The sequence below is a fragment of the Micromonospora sp. NPDC005163 genome, assembly GCF_053599835.1.
Genome location: NZ_JBSFYP010000009.1, coordinates 103,162 through 117,524 on the forward strand (window position 1 = coordinate 103,162; position 14,363 = coordinate 117,524).

Annotated in this window: 10 protein-coding genes; 3 read left to right on the forward strand and 7 right to left on the reverse strand. The window is 74.2% G+C overall.

All coding sequences use genetic code 11. The features are described 5' to 3' along the window. Positions 1-25: 25 nt before the first annotated feature. From ACWD6N_RS09630 to ACWD6N_RS09640, 3 genes are all read right to left on the reverse strand, one after another. Positions 26-1,099, reverse strand: a complete 1,074-nt coding sequence (locus ACWD6N_RS09630; RefSeq protein ID WP_387327152.1) for a hypothetical protein — start codon at positions 1,097-1,099, stop codon at positions 26-28. A gap of 374 nt (positions 1,100-1,473) precedes the next feature. Next, a complete protein-coding gene (locus ACWD6N_RS09635; RefSeq protein ID WP_354966000.1) occupies positions 1,474-3,051 on the reverse strand; it encodes a Na+/H+ antiporter in 1,578 nt (525 codons plus the stop codon). 125 nt (positions 3,052-3,176) lie between these two features. Next, positions 3,177-6,503 (reverse strand): BTAD domain-containing putative transcriptional regulator, encoded by a 3,327-nt coding sequence (locus ACWD6N_RS09640; protein ID WP_387327149.1) that lies wholly within the window; start codon positions 6,501-6,503, stop codon positions 3,177-3,179. A gap of 174 nt (positions 6,504-6,677) precedes the next feature. Between ACWD6N_RS09640 and ACWD6N_RS09645 the strand changes: the two genes are divergently transcribed. The 3 genes from ACWD6N_RS09645 to ACWD6N_RS09655 all read left to right on the forward strand — a co-directional run bounded on the left by ACWD6N_RS09645 (position 6,678) and on the right by ACWD6N_RS09655 (position 8,762). Beyond that, on the forward strand, positions 6,678-7,556 hold the full coding sequence (locus tag ACWD6N_RS09645; RefSeq protein ID WP_354966002.1) for an alpha/beta fold hydrolase: 879 nt from the start codon (positions 6,678-6,680) through the stop codon (positions 7,554-7,556). Positions 7,557-7,920: 364 nt separating this feature from the next. Beyond that, on the forward strand, positions 7,921-8,370 hold the full coding sequence (locus tag ACWD6N_RS09650) for a hypothetical protein (RefSeq protein WP_354966003.1): 450 nt from the start codon (positions 7,921-7,923) through the stop codon (positions 8,368-8,370). Continuing rightward, positions 8,367-8,762, forward strand: coding sequence for a hypothetical protein (locus ACWD6N_RS09655; RefSeq protein WP_387327145.1), 396 nt, complete (start codon positions 8,367-8,369; stop codon positions 8,760-8,762). The genes ACWD6N_RS09650 and ACWD6N_RS09655 overlap by 4 nt, the downstream gene beginning before the upstream one ends. Before the next feature lie 38 nt (positions 8,763-8,800). Here ACWD6N_RS09655 and ACWD6N_RS09660 read toward each other — a convergent pair whose 3' ends face one another. The 4 genes from ACWD6N_RS09660 to ACWD6N_RS09675 form a co-directional block, all read right to left on the reverse strand. Then, positions 8,801-10,957: a hypothetical protein gene (locus ACWD6N_RS09660; RefSeq protein ID WP_354966005.1), complete on the reverse strand. Its 2,157-nt coding sequence runs from the start codon at positions 10,955-10,957 to the stop codon at positions 8,801-8,803. A gap of 118 nt (positions 10,958-11,075) precedes the next feature. Further along, the gene (locus tag ACWD6N_RS09665) at positions 11,076-11,840 is read right to left on the reverse strand and encodes a TetR/AcrR family transcriptional regulator (protein ID WP_354966006.1); all 765 of its coding nucleotides are present in this window, start codon (positions 11,838-11,840) and stop codon (positions 11,076-11,078) included. Between the two features lie 61 nt (positions 11,841-11,901). After that, positions 11,902-13,494: an MFS transporter gene (locus ACWD6N_RS09670; protein WP_387327141.1), complete on the reverse strand. Its 1,593-nt coding sequence runs from the start codon at positions 13,492-13,494 to the stop codon at positions 11,902-11,904. A gap of 35 nt (positions 13,495-13,529) precedes the next feature. Beyond that, on the reverse strand, positions 13,530-14,225 hold the full coding sequence (locus tag ACWD6N_RS09675; protein WP_354966008.1) for an SDR family NAD(P)-dependent oxidoreductase: 696 nt from the start codon (positions 14,223-14,225) through the stop codon (positions 13,530-13,532). Between the last annotated feature and the right edge of the window lie 138 nt (positions 14,226-14,363).

A 14,363-nucleotide genomic window follows, 5' to 3' on the forward strand; every position in this document is an offset into this window, starting at 1 on the left:
GTTAACAAGGTGCCCTTCCTTCGCGTCAGGCGGCCTGGCGGCGCAGGTGTGCGGCGAACGCCTTCAGGTCGCCGAGCAGCACCAGGATGGCGTTGCGGTAGGCGACCGACGCCCACAGGTGCAGCTCCTCGTCGTCCAGCCCGCCGAAAGCCAGCGACAACGCCTTGCGGTGACGCCGGTCGAGCACCTTGTGCGGGCGGGCGAGCAGGTCACCCTCCCGGCGCAGGACCTGCAGGTAGGCGGCCACCGCCTCCTGGTAGTGCCGGCCGGCCACCCGCTTTAACAGGGTGAACTCGAAGACGTTCAACGCCGCCTCGGATTCCCAGTAGGCGTCGTCCCGCTCCGGCGCGCTGGCGACGTGCCGGCCCATCGCGTGCCGGGCCTCGTAGAGCAGCAGCACGCCCCGGCCGGTGGTGCTCAGCGGCCGGCGTGGCGCCGGCAGCCGCAGCGTGCGCACCGGCGCCGCACCGGTCAGGTCCAGCGCGCCGGAGTACGACGGCATCCGCTGCGCCCCCGGTGCCGGCTCCGGCACCAGGCAGGCCCGCTCCTGATACGCCACCCGTCCGCCGGTTGGCAGCGCGCGTACCGCCGCGGCGTGCAGCTCGGCCAGCGGTCGGTCGTCCGGGGTCCGGCCCGGCGGGAGGGTGAGGACGAGACCCTTGGCACCGGGCACCGGCACGCCCAGGACGCAGGAGTTGCGCAGGAACGCCCAGGTCGCCGCCGCCGCACGGACCCCGCTCGCGACGGCCTGCGCGTCGGCCCGCCAGTCCTGGGCGATCCGCAGCCGCTGCTGGAGGTCCGCCGTCGCGGCGGCGTCGTGCGGGTACAGCTGCCGGATCGACCGGGGCAGCGACTCGAGGCGCAGATCCAGCGGGTCGCCGCTCGGTGCGGGCACGGCGTGCCGCGAGCAGTCGGCGTCGGTGTGCGGGTCGCCGGTGACCGCGTGGCAGTCGGCGAGCCAGCTCCCCCCGGGCTGGCCAACCGGCCGGGCGAACGCCAGGTGGGGCAGCCGGCCGGTGCGTAGCACCGTCTCGTAGTGCGGTCGGGTGCGGGCGGTCCGCATCAGGTCCAGTGGCAGCACGGGCGACAGCGCCAGCACCGCTTCGAAGATGGCAGTGCGGGCAGGCCGGGCCGCCGGGGTCGCGCACCCGGTAGCGGCGCAGATGGTCGACGCCGGGCTGCTCCCACTGCACCCCGATGACGCCGTCACCCTGCGCCATCAGGTAGAGGAATTCTGTGCCGCCGCGCTCCCGGGTGACCGAGGTCAGCTCGTCGAGGAACTCCCGTTCGGTGACCACCCGCAGGTCGGCCTCCGTCCCCCCGCTGGTCATGAGCACCCCCTCGCGGGCCGAACGCATCGACGAACGCCGAATCGGTTCCACCGTACCCGGCGGCGGGGTGGCCACCCGCCCCGTGCGCGGCCCGGGAAGTGTCGCCAATCCGTCGCTCCGCCGCCCATCGCGGCGGCCGCGATCATTCTGTGGACTCGCGGCCCAGCAGCCGGATCTCTTCGTTGTCCAGCGCGGCCTGAAGGTCGAGCAGCACAAGGTCGTCGATCTCCCGACGGTCGCGCAACCGGGTGATCTCCCGCCGTTTGTGGTCGAGGACGGCGAGGCGCAGTTGGCGTTCCAGACGGAGTTCCTCCGCGGTACGCCCAGAGCCCTCGTTGGCGTCCTCCAGGTGCCGCTGGTACTCGTCCTGTAGCCGGCGGACCGCCTCCTCGTCGGCGCCGACCTCGGCGGCGGCCTGGGGCAGCGCGGCCAGGCCCACCTCGGTGGCCCGCACGCGTGCCTGCCGCAACTCGTCGGCCCGCTCGGGATCGCCGGCGAGCCCCGCCCAGCGCACCACCACCGGCAGGGTGGTGCCCTGAACGAGCATGATCAGCACGATCACCAGCGAGGTGACGAAGATGATCAGGTCGCGTTCGGCCACCGGTTGACCGGAGACCGTCGTCGCCGGGACCGCCAGGGCGGCGGCGAGCGAGACGGCACCCCGGAAACCCGACCAGCCGGCGACGGTGCCGACCCGCCAGCCGCCCCGACCCTGGCTCACGTTCATCACCACTCGCCGGTTTACGAGCTTCACCGATTCCGCCGTCAGGTAGACGAAGAGCAGCCGGGTGACGAGGACGACCACGGTGACCAGCAGCACGATCGTCAACGCGCGCTGCGGCGAGGCGCTGGTGATGCTCCTCACCGCCCGGGGGATCTGGGTGCCGAGCAGGACGAACAGCCCACCGTTGATCAGGAACGTGGACAGGTCCCAGAACGCGTACGCCAGCACCCGCGACCGGGCGCGGATCACCCGGGGGCCGGCGTAGGCCAGCATCAGGCCGGCGACCACGACCGCCAGCACCCCGCTGGCGTGCACCGCGTCGGCGAGCAGGAACGCGGCGAACGGCGTCAGCACGCTGAGCGCGCCCTCGCGCAGGGGATCGTCGAGCCGTTTGCGGATCAGCACCACGGCGGCGCCGACCAGCAGGCCGGCGATCACTCCCCCGGCGCTGGCCCCGACGAACTCCTCGCCGATCCCGAGCGCGCCGGGTTCCGCTTCCTTGGTGAGCAGGCCCACGGTCACCGCGAAGAGCACCAGCGCGGTGCCGTCGTTGATCAGGCTCTCCGCGTGCAGCGTGGTCAGGAGCTTCCGGGGCAGCCGCTTGGCCAGCCCGGTGACCGCGGCGGCGTCGGTCGGCGCGAGGACCGCCCCGAGCACCCAGGCGGCGGCGGGGTTCACGCCGAACGCCTGCGCGGTCAGCGACACCGTGACCATGGTGAGCACCACCAGCACCACGGCGAGCAGCCCGATCACCGGGAAGTTGGCCCGGATCTCGCGCAGGCTGATGGTGAGACTCTCCCGGTAGAGGATCGCCGGCAGGAAGATCAGCAGTACCAGGTCCGGCTCCAGGGTCAGCTCGGACAGCGGCGGCGCCAGCCCGAGCAGCACCCCGAACGCGATGAGCAGGACCGGTGGCGCGACCCTGTACCGGCCGCCGAGCGTGGTGCCGACCAGGACGGTGACGCCCAGCACCACGATCAGGACGAGCACCTCCACGCGTACCCCCTTGATCCACGGCGGACGGCGGCGGCGCCGCTGGTTTCCATCTGACCGCACCCTGCCGGTCGGTTCCCGGGGAACCGCCAAGTCGCCCCGGCCGGCGGTGACTCCGCCGCCCGTGGTCAGGCCGGGGAGGTGGCGGCGCGGGCCCGGGCGGTGACCGCGCGGGCGGTACGGCGGTGCCCGGCCGCCTCGTCGTCGCGGCCCAACGCGGCGGCCAGGTCGGCGAGGTACCCGGCCACCGGGCCGACGGTGAGCACCCCGCTGCCGGCGGCCAGTTCCTCGGCGGCCGGCCGGAGTTCGGCGGCGACGCGCTCCATCGTGGCCCGGTCGCCCAGGGCGAGCGCCGCGCGGGCGGTGACGCAGAGCCGTGCCTCCCGCAGCAGGTCGTGCGGTCCGTCCGGGAGGGCCCGCAGGGCCGCTCCGGCGGCGTCCCGGTCACCGGCGGCGACGAGCAGCAGCGGTCGGACCCACGGCTCGTGGGGGCCCCAGTCCAGGCCCGCCCAGTCCTCGCCCTGGAGCCCGGGGACGGGCCGGTCGACGACGCCGTCCGGCCCGGCTGCTGACCGCTCGGCGTCGACGGCGGCGGTGAGGCGCAGCCCGAGCAGGGCGAGCGGGAGCAGCCCCCGGGTCAGGCCCGGCATCGCGTCGGTGGGCAGCCGGTCGACCGCCGCCCGGTACGCGTCCGCCGCCTCGGCATACTCGCCGGCCAGCGCCAACCGCAGCGCGGCGTACCACCGGGTGAAGACACCGACCAGCGGTAGCTCGTACCGCTCCGCGAGGCGGTCGGCGGCGCGGGCGTGCGCGTCGGCGCCGGCGCGGTCGGCCAGCGCGCAGCGGGCCTGCACGAGGACGAGGTGGCCCAGCACCTCGAAGGTCACCAGCTGGTGCCGCGCGGCCAGGTCGACCAGCTCGGCGCCGATCCGGGCCCGCTCACCGGCCAGGCCGGCGCGGTGGAAGGCGTGCATGAAGCGGGCATTGAGCGCGAAGGCCAACAGCCCCGGGTCCGCGGCGGCCCGGGCGATCCCCTCGGCCTCCTGGGCTGCCCGGCGGCCACGGTCGGTGGTGGTGCCGCGCAGCTCCAGCGCGAGGGTGCTGAGCAGCCGGCTACGCTGCGTCGAGCCGGTCGGGCCGAGGGCGGTCAGGGCGTGCTCGGCGGCCTGGACGATCCGCCCGGAGAGCCGGTCGTCGTCGTTGCGGGTCCAGATGGCGGGCACGTCGAAGCCGGCCAGCACCTCCGCGACCAGGCGAGGGTCGCCGACCGACTCGGCGTCGGCGATCGCCTCGGCCCGGCGCCGTCGCGCCTCGGCCAGCCGGCCCGTCACGGCCAGCGCGCGACCCAGGCCGAGCACGGCGCCCAGCCGCTCGCGTCGCTTGCTCCCGCCGGCGCGGTCGTACGCGTCGACCACCTGCGTCCACAGCCGGACCGCCTCGTGCGGGTTGCCGGCCCGCTCGGCGTGTTCCGCGGCGGTACGGGCGTAGCCGGCGGCCCGCCGGGCGGCTGCCGGTCCACCGGCGTGCAGCAGGTGGTGCGCCAGCGCGGCGGGATCAGTGGGTTGGCGCGTTCGCAGCGCCTCCGCCACGGCCGCGTGCAGGGCTGCGCGGCGCGGCGCGGACAGGTCGGCGTAGAGCGTGTCGCGGACGAGAATGTGGGTGAACCGCAGCCGCCCGTCGGGGTCCTGTTCGCTGAGGAAGCCGGCCTGCAACGCACGGTCCACGGCGTCCAGCAGGGTCGCGGGGTCGCCGGCCAGCGCGCCGAGCACCTCCGGGTCGAGGTCCCGGCCGAGCACCGCCGCCTGCCGCAGCACCGTGCGGGTCGGCGCGGGTAGCTGCGCCAGCCGATGCCGGATGACGTCGCGCACCCCGGGCGGCACCGCAGCGAGGGCTCCGCCGCCCTCGGCCGCGTACAGCTGGGCCAGCTCCCGCACGAAGAAGGGGTTGCCGCCGCTGCGGTGGTGGATCAACCGCACGGTGGGCGGGTCCAGCTCGGTCCCGGCGACGACGCGGGCCAGTTCACCGGTCGCCGACGTGGACAGGCCGGCGAGGTATTCCCGTACCGGCTCCAGCCGGGCCGCCCGGGCCAGTGCGGCGGTCAGCTCCGGGCTGATCTCGGTGGCCCGGTAGGTGCCGAGGATCAGCACCGGTCCGGTGGCCGGTTGCGGGCCGGTGAGCAGCGCGGTCAGCAGGTCCAGGGTGTCCCCGTCCGCGCGGTGCAGGTCGTCGAGGACCAGCAGCACCGGCCGCCGGTCGGCGACCGCCGAGACCAGCGACGCCACCGCGCGGTGCCGGCGGAACCGGGCGACGGCGGGATCGCTCGCCGCCCCGGTGCCATCGACCGCGCCGCCGGAGCCAGCGCCCCCGCTGGGGTCGGTCGGTCCGGCGAGCGCATCCGTGATCTGGGTCCACGGCCAGGCTGCCGGGGCGCCCTCGTACTCCGGGCTGCGGCCCCACGCCGTCGCCCAACCCTCGGCGGCGAGCCGTCGGGTCAGCGTCTCGGCCAGTGCCGTCTTGCCGGCGCCCGGGTCCCCGCTGAGCAGGACGAGGGTCGGCTGGCCGCGCAGGGCGGCGGTCTCAGCGGCCCGGCGCAGCCGGTCCAGCTCGGTGTCGCGGCCGACGAACGGACGCTCCCACACCGGTCCCGGGCCGCCGGGTCGAACGGGGACGGCCACCTCCAGGTTGGGCGGGGTGAGGTGCGGCGCCTGGGCCAGGATGTCGGCCTCAAGCCGCCGCAGCTCGGGCCCGGGGTCCACGCCCAGTTCGGTCACCAGGACGTCCCGGGCCTGGCGCAGCGCGGCCAGCGCGTCGCCCTGTCGACCGGAGCGGTACCGGGCCACCGCGAGCAGCCGCCAGGCGTCCTCGCGCAGCGGATGGCTGGCGAGGTGGGCCGGCAGTTCGGCGGCGGCTTCGTCCGGCCGACCGAGCGCCAACAGCGCCTCCGCCCGCCGCTCGACGGCGAGCATCCGCAGCTCCTCCAGCCGGTTGATCTCCGCGACCGCCCAGACCTCACCCGCGCAGTCGGCGTACGCGGGCCCCCGCCAGAGCCCGAGCGCCGCGTCCAGCGCGGTCAGAGCCGGTGCGGGCAGTCCCGCCGCCAGCAGCTGGCCCGCCTCGCTGACCGCCGCCTCGAACCGTCCGGCGTCCACCGCGTCCGGGGCGGCTCGCAGCACGTACCCCGGTGGTTCGGTGACCAGGAGCCGGGGCGGTTGCCGGGGCGGCCGGTCGGGCTCCAGTGCCCGGCGCAGGTCGGCGACGAAGGTCCGGATCGCGCCGACCGCGCCCTCCGGGGGTACCTCCCACAGGTCGTCGACGAGCCGGTCCACCGGCACGACCCGGCCCCGGGCGATCAGCAGCCGGCCCAGCACCGTGCGCTGGCGGGGCCCCTTGAGCGGGACCGGGCCACTCTCGGTCGCGGCGGTCACCGGCCCGAGGACGCCGAAGGTCACCGCCACGGGTGCCGCCGCCTGGTCATGGCACCAATCTAGGTGGGTCGACCCGGCCGGCCCCGGCCTGTCGGCACTGATTCGCCGCTGACCGCCTGCTGATCACCCGGGGGCAGGCTCGACCAGGTACGACGGCGTCGGGCCACCGCCCCCGCCGGCCCCTGCTCACCAGAGAGGTTCACCGTGGACCTGAGGATCAACGGATTCGACTACCGGCGGGTCAACGTCGCCGAGGGCGTCACGCTCAACGTCGCCGTGGGCGGCTCCGGGCCCGCGATCGTGCTGCTGCACGGTTTCCCGCAGACCCACCTGATGTGGCGGCACGTCGCGGCCGACCTGGCCGCCGACCACACGGTCATCTGCCCGGACCTGCGCGGCTACGGCGACAGCGACAAACCCGTCGACGTCGACGGCAGCGGGTACGCCAAACGCACCATGGCCGCCGACATCGTGGCGCTGGCCCGGGCGCTCGGCCACGAGCGTTTCGCGCTGGCCGGGCACGACCGGGGCGCCCTGGTCGCGTTCCGCGCCGGTCTCGACCATCCGGACGCGGTCAGCCAGCTGGCCCTGCTCGACGTGCTGCCCACCCTGGACATGTGGGACGTGCTGCACGGCGCCACCGCCGCCGTCGCCTTCCACCTGTATCTGATGGCGCAGCCGCCCGGCCTGCCGGAGGAGCTGATCGGCGGCAGCCCGGACGCCTTCTTCGGCCACTTCCTGGACGCCTGGACCCGCGATCCCGGGGCCCTGCCGGCGGACGTGCGGGCCGCGTACCTGGGCGCGTCCCGGGCCGCGGTCACCTCGATCGTCGCCGACTACCGGGCGTCCGCCGGGATCGACGTCGCCCACGACACCGCCGACCGGGCGGCCGGCAACCGGCTGCGGATGCCGGTGACGGTGCTGCAGCAGGACTGGGGCGCGGCGCTCGGCTACGACGCGGCCGGCTTGTGGCGGGCCTGGGCGCCGAACCTGTCACACCAGACCGTCACCTGCGGGCACTTCATGGCCGAGGAGGCGCCCGCGGAGGTGGTCCGGGCGCTACGCGCGCTGCTCGCACGGTAGCGACGGGTCGACCGCAGCCATGTGACGGAACGTAAGATATTCGACACTTATCGTCACTCGTCGACATGGCCCGGTCGACCGGGGGCCCGCACCGCGCCACCCGGGCCGACAGCCACCGAAATGGGCTCTGACCTGCGGATATATGACGTTACACAAAGTGGACGCCAGCGGTTCATCGGTGCTACACAGGCAGATATCGGCCAGCCAACGACGGCGAGTCGCTCACCTCCTCGACCATCGACCGTCCACACGCACCCTCACCACCGTCGGGCTTCGCCGCACGGACCGCAGCGCGGTCACCATCGATCCACCGGCACCCAACGGCCGCTGGTGGTTGACGACGGTTATCGACCAAGGAGTCGCCGTGGGGTACCTGCGTATCCGGCCCCGGCACCAACCCTTCGAGGTGGCCGCCCTGGCCATGGCTCCCGTCTGCGGTGTTCTGCTGCTCCTGCTCGGGGGCCGGCCGACCTCGGTCCGGATGGCCATGCCGGTCCCGATCCAGATCGGTTGGGAGCTCGGTCTGGTCCTGGTCGGCGTCGGAGGCCTGCTGGGCATCCTGTGGCCCGGCCGGCTCGCCACCGGGCTCGGCATCGAGCTCGCGTCGGTCGTGGTGTTCGGCACCATCAGCGGCATGTACACGATGGCGCTGCTGGTCGTGTCGGGCCGGCAGGCCATCGCCGCGGCGTCGTTCATCACCGCGCTCGCCGTCGGGTCGCTGTGGCGGGCCGCTCAGATCGCCATCGACCTGCGCCGGCTGGCCCAGGCCAGCCAGTGCGTCGCTGTCGAACCGGCAGAAGGCGGTGTCACGTGATCTCCACACCGGCGCCCGACGCACCCCCGTGGCTGCAGGTGGCGCTCAGCGTGTTCGGCATCCTCGGCGGAAGCACCGGCCTGGTCGCCATCGCCACCGTCGTGGTGCAGCGGGGCAAGTTCAAGGCCGACGCCGCCGACACCCTCACCGAGGCCGCCCTCACCCTGGTACAGCCACTACAGACCCGGATCACCGAGCTGGAGGAGGAGGCGCTGAGCGCCCGGTCGGAGCTGGGGGTGCTGCGCGAGCAGGTCAACCAGTTGCAGTTCGTGGTCCGGGTGCTCACCCGGACGCTGGACCGGTGGCGTGCCGCGATCCGCTCCCCCGACGCCACCCTGCGCAAGGTCCGTGCCGTGGTCGCGGAGTCCGAACGGCTGCCGGAGGACCGGTGAGGGCCGACCCCGAACGGCCCGGATCCATCGGCGACCGCTCAGTCACCGTCCTGGTCGCGTAGTCGACCGGCGAGTTCGCGCACCGCTGCCCGGAACTCGGGGTCGGACTCGCCCGGGTGGTGCCCCCGCAGCGGCGGCGCCCGGCGCTCCCCTGGCCGCGCCGGCAGGTCCCGAGGATCCCGCAGCCGCCGATCGACCCGCGTGGCGGGGTTGGTCACGTCGAGCGGCGGATCGCCGGGCCGGTGCGCGGCGAAGATCCAGCCACCGATCGGGTCGGTGTCCCGCCACAGGTTCAACCACCGCCACCCGACCCGCTCCCCCACCTGGCGCAGCACCTCCTCGCTCAGGTACGCCGGGAACAGCCGGGCGTACAGGCGGTCCAGCGGGGACCCGTAGGTGAGCAGCGCGACCCGCTGACGCACGCCCGGCGGGAGCCGCAGCACCGCGAGGGCCAGCAGCGCGGAGCCGTGGCTGTGCCCGCAGAGCACCACCCCGGCGTGCCGCTGCGTGAGCTGGGTGATCCGGTCGACCAGCTCGGGCACCGCGCGGTCGGCGTAGCTCGCGGGCGCGAACGGGTGGGCGGCCCGGGGCCAGAACGTGCCCAGGTCCCACAGCACCCCGACGTACCGGCGGAACCACGCCGTCCGGTACGCGAACAGCCCGCCCAAAAGCAGGGCGAGCAGCAGGGCGGCGACGAAGTAGCTGCCCACGGCGAGGCCGACGCCGACGGACCCGGCTGGCAGCCCGAGGAGCTCCCGCCCCAGCTGGTCCGGTTCGAGCCGGAACTGTCCCAGCAGGCTGGTGGTCAGACCGATGACCGCCAGCGCCGCATAGGTCGCGGCGAGCAGCCCCAGCCACTCGGTGAAGCGGGCCCGGGCAATCATCTTCGTCACCCTGTGTAGATAATCGGCTGCTCCCGGCGGTGCCGTCGGGAAGTCCCGGGCGGTGATCGTCGCCGCGGCACGCCACCGGCGGCCACGCGAGAGCAGCGTCATCGCACCACACAGCACCACCGCCGCGACGACGTGCAGGAAGAAGGCCAGGATGGTCCAGTTGTACGCCAGCGGCTGACCGGCGATGCCGCCAAGCAAGTTCCCGGCCCAGTAGACCAGGGCTGCGGAGAACGCTCCGGCCAGGCCGACCGCGATGGCCGCGATGACCGCCGCGCCCAGCCCGTGCCGCGGTGCGCCGCGAGGGACCCCTCGACCGTGGTCCCACAGCACCAGCCCGCCCAGCGCCACGAGCAGCGACATCTGGACGAGCGACACCGAGCCGAGGATCCGCCCGTACCCCGGCAGCCCGGTCGACGACGGCCAGCCCCGCGAATCCAGGGCCACGATGGCGAGGGTGGCCACGCTCAGGCCGTACGCCACCAGGCGCAGCGCGCCGGCGACCCGGCCGGCGGGCAGGGCGGTCGCCGAGCCGTCCACCAGCCCCGGCACGCCGAGCAGAACGACGGAGGCGAGCAGCACCGCCCCGGTGAGCGCGAGCAGCACGGTCGTCGCGGTCGTCCGGCCGCCGGCCGACCGGGCGACGAGCAGCACCAGGTCGACCACGGCGAGCGCGGCGGCGACGTGGGTCGCCCGCAGCCGTCCGACGAGTGGCTCGACGGCCCACAGCGAGTTGTCGACGGGACGGCGCCGACGGGCGCCGAGCAGCCGGAGAAGTCCGACGGCGGCAATCGGCAGCAGAGCCAGCACCGCCAGTCGCTGCCCGATCGACCAGTCGTCGAGCCCGGCGAGCCCTCCACGCCCCGCCGGGCAGCGGGCCATGCCGAGACAGCGCCAAGCGAGCAGGTCGAGCGCGACACCGGCCGTCGACAGCACGTAGAGCACCGTGAGGTCGAGCGCGACGAGCCGGCACAGGACGGTGACGCCGGGGCCGCTCCACCGACCCGTCGGCCTCATCCAGACCGCCAGGTTGCTGAGCATGAACGGCAGCAGGAAGACCAGGGAGAGCGTCCGGGCCACGGTGCCCGAGGGCAGATCGCCCCACCGGTACGCCTCCAGCGTGACCCCGTCCGGGTCGGTGTCGTCGGCCTGGGGGGCCCGACGGTGGAACCCGCCACTGCGGTCACCGGCGACCTGCCGCACGTGTGCCTGGTCGAGCACCCGCTCCGGTCCCGCCCCGGAGACGCCATGCACCCGCAACTCCACGACGTCGTCGTGCCGCCGCCCCGGAAGCCCGTTCGCCATCGCCATCCTTCCAGGCCCCCGGTGTCGCCGCCTCCAGTCGTACCACCCGCAGGGCCGGAGCCGGGTCGGTTTCCCGGGCCCGCCAGTCCGTCTGTCGCGGCGGGTCGGGCTGCCTGGGTCAGCCGGCCGCCCGCTCGCCGACCACCACCGAGATGCCGTCCAGGACCCTTTGCAGGCCGAACTCGAAGGCGTACTCCGGCCCGTACGCGGCGCCGTGCTGCTGGCCCGCCGCGGTGCCGACCCGGGCGGCGGTCGGGTAGCTGCCGGCCGTCATGACCCTCTCCAGGAAGGGCGCGTGCGACTGCCACCACTGGCCGTCGGTCATGCCGGTCTCCCGCTCCAGGTCGACCACCTCGGACGCGGCGCGCGCGGCACTCTTCACGTGCCCGAGGACGAGGGTGAGCACCGCGTCCATCTCCACGTCGGTCAGCCCGATGTCGGCGACGGCGCTAAGCTCGTGGTCGTACTTGCCCACCAGGTGGGGGCCGAGCACGGGTCGGGTCGTCTCGGCCCGCAGCATCCAGAGGTGTCGCCGGTAGAGGGCGAGATTGTCCCGGGCGATCCGCTCCAGCCGGGCCCGCCAGTCGCCGGCGACGGCGGCGCGGGGCATCTCGCCGTACACGGTGTCGATCATGACGTCGACGAGTTCGGCCTTGCCCGGCACGTAGGTGTAGACGGACATCGTGCCGACGCCCAGCGCCTCGGCGACCCGGCGCATGGTCAGCGCGTCGAGGCCCTCGGCGTCCGCGATGGCGACGGCGGCCCGGACGATCCGGTCGACACTGAGCCCCGGCCCCGCGCTGCGGCTGGTCGGCTCGCCGGTGCGCCACAGGATGGCCAGGCTGCGGGCCGGATCCGCGGTCGCCTTGCGCTCACTCGCCATGGTGCGGCCATCCTAGCAACGCGGCCGTACGTCGTACGCCACCTGCCGACCGCTGCCAACGTCAGAGCGCCTGCCGGTCGTCGGTCAGCGTCGGGCCGGCTGCGGCCGGCACCAGGTGACGCACCTCCGGTTCGCCGTCGGTCAGCTCCCGGGCCCGCTCCTCGGCCTCGCGGTCCTCGCTCGTCAACCGGCCGCCGTGCTGACGCAGGTGCTCGCCCCAGGACGGCACCATGTACACCTCGACGAACCGGTCCGTGGTCTCGGCCGGCCGGAACAGCCCCCAACGCATCGCGCCGGTCCGCTGGCGGGCGCCGCGCACCAGATCCATCGCCGCCAGGAACGGCTGTGTCCGCTCCGGCCGGACGGTGTACTCCACGATCACCAGCACCGGCCCGACCCGGGGGTCCGGGTCGTGCGCCAGGTGCAGCTGGGGCCAGTAGCTGGCCGGATCCCGGTTCACCGTCGGCAGGTCCGGCAGCGGCCAGACCCGACTGGTCACGGTGCCGACCAGCATGAACACCGCCGCGGCGACGAAGGCCGCCACCAGCCCGGCCAGGTCGGCCACCAGACCCCAGACGAACGCGCCCACCGCCTGCCCGCCGGCGAAGAAGATCTGGTAGACGGCCAACCCTCGGGCTCGCACCCAGCTCGGCAGGAAGACCTGCATCTCGGCGTTGACGTTGGCCAGCACCGTCACCCAGGCCAACCCGGCGGGCAGCAGGGCGATGAGCACCAGCGGCACCACCCGCACCGTGCCGACCACCGTCAGCGCGGCGGTGAACAGCACCCCGGCGATGAACAGCAACTGGTTGGCCGACAGCCGGGTCCGGATCACAGCCAGCAGCACGCCACCCGCGATGGCTCCCACCCCGAGGGCTGCCAGCAGCAGACCGTACCCACCGGAACCCAGCCCGAGTCGGCGGTTGGCCACCAGCGGAAGCAGCGCCCACAGTGCGCTGGCCGGGATCACGAAGACCAGCGCGCGGCGCAGCAACCGGCGGACAGTCGGCGAGTGCCGTACGTAGCGGCTGCCGGCACGCAGCGCCGCGGTGAACCGCTCGGGCACCTCGACCGCGCGGGCGTTGCCCGGTTTCCAGCGCGCCAACGCGTACGTGAAGATCAGAAACGCGATGGCGTTGAGCGCGAAGACCGGGGCGACGCCGGTCTGGGCGATCAACACGCCGGCCACCGCCGGCCCGACCGCCCGCGCCATGTTCACGCTGATCGAACCGAGCGCGGAGGCCGCCCGGAGCTGGTCCTGCGGCACCAGCTCCGGGATCACCGCCGCCCAGGCCGGCAGGGTGAGCGCCTGCCCGACCCCGAACGCGAACGTGAGGGTGAGCAGCAGCGCGGGCGGCATCCGGTCGGTGACGGTGAGCAGGGTCAACGCCACCGCCACCACCACCAGGAACAGCTGTACGGCGATCAGCAGGTGCCGGCGGTCGAAGTTGTCGGCCAGCACGCCGGCGGGCAGTGCCAGCAGCAGCACCGGCAGCAGGCTCGCGGTCTGGACCAGGGCGACCAGGGTGGAGGCGTTGGAGTGGTGGATCAGCAGCCACTGCGCGCCGACCGTCTGCATCCAGGTGCCGATGTTGGCGGCGAGCAGAGCCAGCCACAGGTTGCGGTAGACGGCGGTCCGCAGGGGCGCCCACACCGAGGTCGGACGGTCGGCGGGTCCGGCCGCCGCCGTCACCACCGCCCGTCCGCGCGCAGCACGCGCTCTCCCGAGACGTAGAGATCGCCGGGTTCGAGCAGCAGCAGCCGGACGACTTCGGTGGCGACCTGATCGGGACGGGCGTACACCTCGTCCAGGAACTCGGCGCCGACCCGTTCCTGCAGCCGGGTCGGCATCGGCCCGGGATGCAGCTGCATCACCTTGATCTGGTTGCTGTGCTGGGCCTCGGCCAGCGACTCGACCAGGCTGCTGCCGTAGCTCTTGGTCGCCCGGTAGACCGGGATGCCGGGCCGGGGGGACGTCACCGCCATCGCGCCGATGTACACGATGTTCCCGTGGCCCTGCCGGTGCAGGTGCTGCAACGCCTCCCGGAGTACGTACGTGACGCCCAGAACGTTGATCTCCACGGCCCGCCGGATGTGCTCCACGGAGAGGTCCGCCAGGTCGCCACCCGCCCACATCGACGCACAGGCCGCCACCCCGTCGATCGTGCCGTAACGCTCGACAACCTCGGCGAACGTGTCGCGAACCTGCTCGTGGGAGGAGACGTCACACACCGCCCCGGCGCAGCCCAGCTCGTCGGTCACCGTGGCGATCTCGGCCGCGACGTCACCGAGCACCACCACCCGGTGCTCGTCGACCAGCAGCCGGGCCACCGCGAGGCCGAGCCCGCTGGTAGCGCCGACCACCACGAAGGTTCTGGCACCCATGTCTCTCCAGCCACCGCCAGCACACGTCACGCGGATCGCGCGACGGCGCGTTCTTCCCGTTTCCGGCCACACCACACCCCGTCGCAGCCCGCCTCGGTCCGGGCGGCGACGGTAGGGCTGGGCATACCCCAGGAGTGG

Bases quoted from the DNA above. Each gene is read 5' to 3' on its own strand.
- ACWD6N_RS09660 (WP_354966005.1), bottom strand. From the start codon at position 10,957: ATGGCGAACGGGCTTCCGGGGCGGCGGCACGACGACGTCGTGGAGTTG.
- ACWD6N_RS09665 (WP_354966006.1), bottom strand. From the start codon at position 11,840: ATGGCGAGTGAGCGCAAGGCGACCGCGGATCCGGCCCGCAGCCTGGCC.
- ACWD6N_RS09675 (WP_354966008.1), bottom strand. From the start codon at position 14,225: ATGGGTGCCAGAACCTTCGTGGTGGTCGGCGCTACCAGCGGGCTCGGC.